This window comes from Methylobacterium sp. B1 (genome assembly GCF_000333255.1).
Taxonomy (GTDB): domain Bacteria; phylum Pseudomonadota; class Alphaproteobacteria; order Rhizobiales; family Beijerinckiaceae; genus Methylobacterium; species Methylobacterium fujisawaense.
In genome coordinates this window covers 1-2386 of sequence record NZ_BACT01000888.1, presented here as the reverse complement: position 1 = coordinate 2386, position 2386 = coordinate 1, and the positions used below count along the sequence as shown (strand labels likewise).

Sequence of the window (2386 nt, the reverse complement as noted above, 5' to 3'; positions counted from 1 at the left end):
ACGCTTCGCGGCGACCGAGCCTGTTCGCCGACGGCATGCGGCTGATCGCCGAGCGCACCGGCTGGGCGGCTCTGGGCCTCGTGCCGCACTTCCCCGATGCCGCGCGCCTGCCGGCCGAGGACGTGCTGGGGCTCGCCGGCTCGGAGTCGCGCGGGCCCGGAGCCGTCACGGTGGCGGTGCCGGTGCTGCCGCGCATCGCCAATTTCGACGACCTCGACCCCCTGCGGGCGGAGCCGAACGTGTCGGTGGTGCTGGTCCGGCCCGGCACGCCGATCCCCGCCGAGGCCGCCCTCGTGCTGCTGCCGGGCTCCAAGACCACGATCGACGACCTGGAGGCCTTTCGCCAGGAGGGCTGGGACGTCGACCTGCGCGCCCATGTCCGCCGGGGCGGGCGGGTGCTCGGCCTGTGCGGCGGCTACCAGATGCTGGGCAACAGCCTCGCCGACCCGCACGGGATCGAGGGCGCGCCCCGCACGGTGGCGGGCCTCGGGCTCCTCGACGTCGACACCGTCATGACCCCCGAGAAGCGCCTCGCGGCGGTCACCGGCACGAGCCTGCCGGACGGCGTTCATTTTGCCGGCTACGAGATGCATATCGGCGCGACGGAGGGCCCCGACGCCGCCCGGCCGCTCCTGCGCCTCGCCGACGGGCGCCTGGACGGGGCGGTCTCGGCGGACGGGCGCGTGGCCGGCACCTACGTGCACGGCCTGTTCGCCCACGATGCCCAGCGGGCGGCCTGGCTCGCGCGCCTCGGGACGGCCTCGGACGGCCCGGGCTACGAGGCCGGGGTCGAGGCGGCGCTGGACGGCCTCGCGCGACACATCGCGGCCCATGTCGACTGCGACCGCCTCCTGGCGCTTGCCCGGTAGGCGCGGGCCGCGCGAGGGATTACTCTGTGTAATGCCGGTCCCGCCACGAAGGGCCGCACGCGCCAGAGGAACGCCCCATGCCCCCCACGCAATCCCCCGTCGGGGAGGATCTCGGCGCGAGCACCGTCCGCACCGTGACCCTGCGGCTGATGCCGCTCCTCGGCCTGCTCTACCTGATCGCCTATATCGACCGGCAGAACGTCTCCTACGCCAAGCTGGAGATGGTCGGCAGCCTCGGCCTCTCCGAGACCGCCTACGGGCTCGGGGCCTCGCTGTTCTTCCTCGGCTACTTCCTGTTCGAGGTGCCGGCCAACGTCTTCCTGGAGCGGGTCGGCGCCCGGATCTGGTTCGCCCGGATCATGATCACCTGGGGGATCGTCACCGTCCTGCTGGGCTTCACCCAGGGCACGGCGATGTTCTACGTGCTGCGCTTCCTGCTCGGCGCCGCGGAGGCCGGCTTCTTCCCCGGCGTGCTGTTCGCCCTGACCCTGTGGTTCCCGCAAGGACACCGGGCGCGGATGATCGGCTGGTTCATGATCGCCAGCGCGGTGGCCAACGCGGTGGGCGCGGCGGTGGGCGGCGCGCTGCTCGGCCTCGACGGGCTCCTCGGCCTCCAGGGCTGGCAATGGGTGTTCCTGGCCACCGGCGCGCCGGCGATCCTCATGGCCGCGGTGGTGCTGGTGGTCCTGCCGGACGGTCCCGAGACGGCGCCCTGGCTGTCGCAGGCGCAGCGCGACTGGCTCGCCCGCACCCTGCGGGCCGAGCGCGAGGAGGGCGGCCATGTCGACCACGGCAACCCCTTCGCGGCGCTCCTTGACCGGCGGGTGCTGATGCTCGCCGGGGTCTACGTCTCCCTGCCGCTCGCCGCCTACGGACTGGGCTACTGGCTCCCCACCGTGGTCAAGGGCTTCGGCGTCTCGAACCTCACCAACGGCTTCCTCAACATCATCCCCTGGATGGCCACGGCCGTCGCCCTCTGGTGGGTGCCGCGCCACGCCGCCCGCACGGGCGCGCAGGGCAATGCCCTGACCTGGCACGTCGTCGGGCCGGCGCTGGTGGGGGCGGCGGGCCTCGCGCTCTCCGTCGTCCTGCCGGGCAACGCCGTGAAGTTCGCCTGCCTGTGCGTGGCCGCCGCCGGGACCTTCGCGGCCCAGCCGGTCTTCTGGTCGATGCCCGGGACCTTCCTGCGCGGCGCCTCGGCGGCGGCCGGGATCGCGGCGATCAACTCGGTGGGCAATCTCGGCGGCTTCGTCGCCCAGAACGCGGTGCCGTTCATCCGCGACCAGACCCGGAGCGACCTCGTGCCGATGCTGTTCCTGGCCGCCTGCCTCGCCGTGGGCGCCGGCCTGATGTTCGTGGTGCTCTCCGCCCTGCGCCGGGACGCGGCGCGGCGGGCGGCGCCGAATGGGGCACGTCCGGCCTGAACACGGGCCGGATCCGTGCGTTATCCTTCCTCAAGCCGGATCGTCCGGCAGGATGATGCAGGACCGCATCCCGCGGGACAGCGTCGAGGAGGA

Annotated in this window: 1 protein-coding gene and 1 pseudogene; both read left to right on the top strand. The window is 73.5% G+C overall.

Features of this window, described 5'->3' with window-relative positions; genetic code table 11:
• Positions 1-869 (top strand): annotated as a pseudogene (locus I53_RS25265) (cobyric acid synthase CobQ); the annotation flags it as partial.
• Between the two features lie 77 nt (positions 870-946).
• Positions 947-2293: an MFS transporter gene (locus I53_RS25260; RefSeq protein ID WP_043355965.1), complete on the top strand. Its 1347-nt coding sequence runs from the start codon at positions 947-949 to the stop codon at positions 2291-2293.
• The last annotated feature ends 93 nt before the right edge of the window (positions 2294-2386 follow it).

What these genes read in the sequence shown, in the direction of transcription:
- I53_RS25260 (WP_043355965.1), top strand. Translation starts at nt 947, where the DNA reads ATGCCCCCCACGCAATCCCCCGTCGGGGAGGATCTCGGCGCGAGCACC.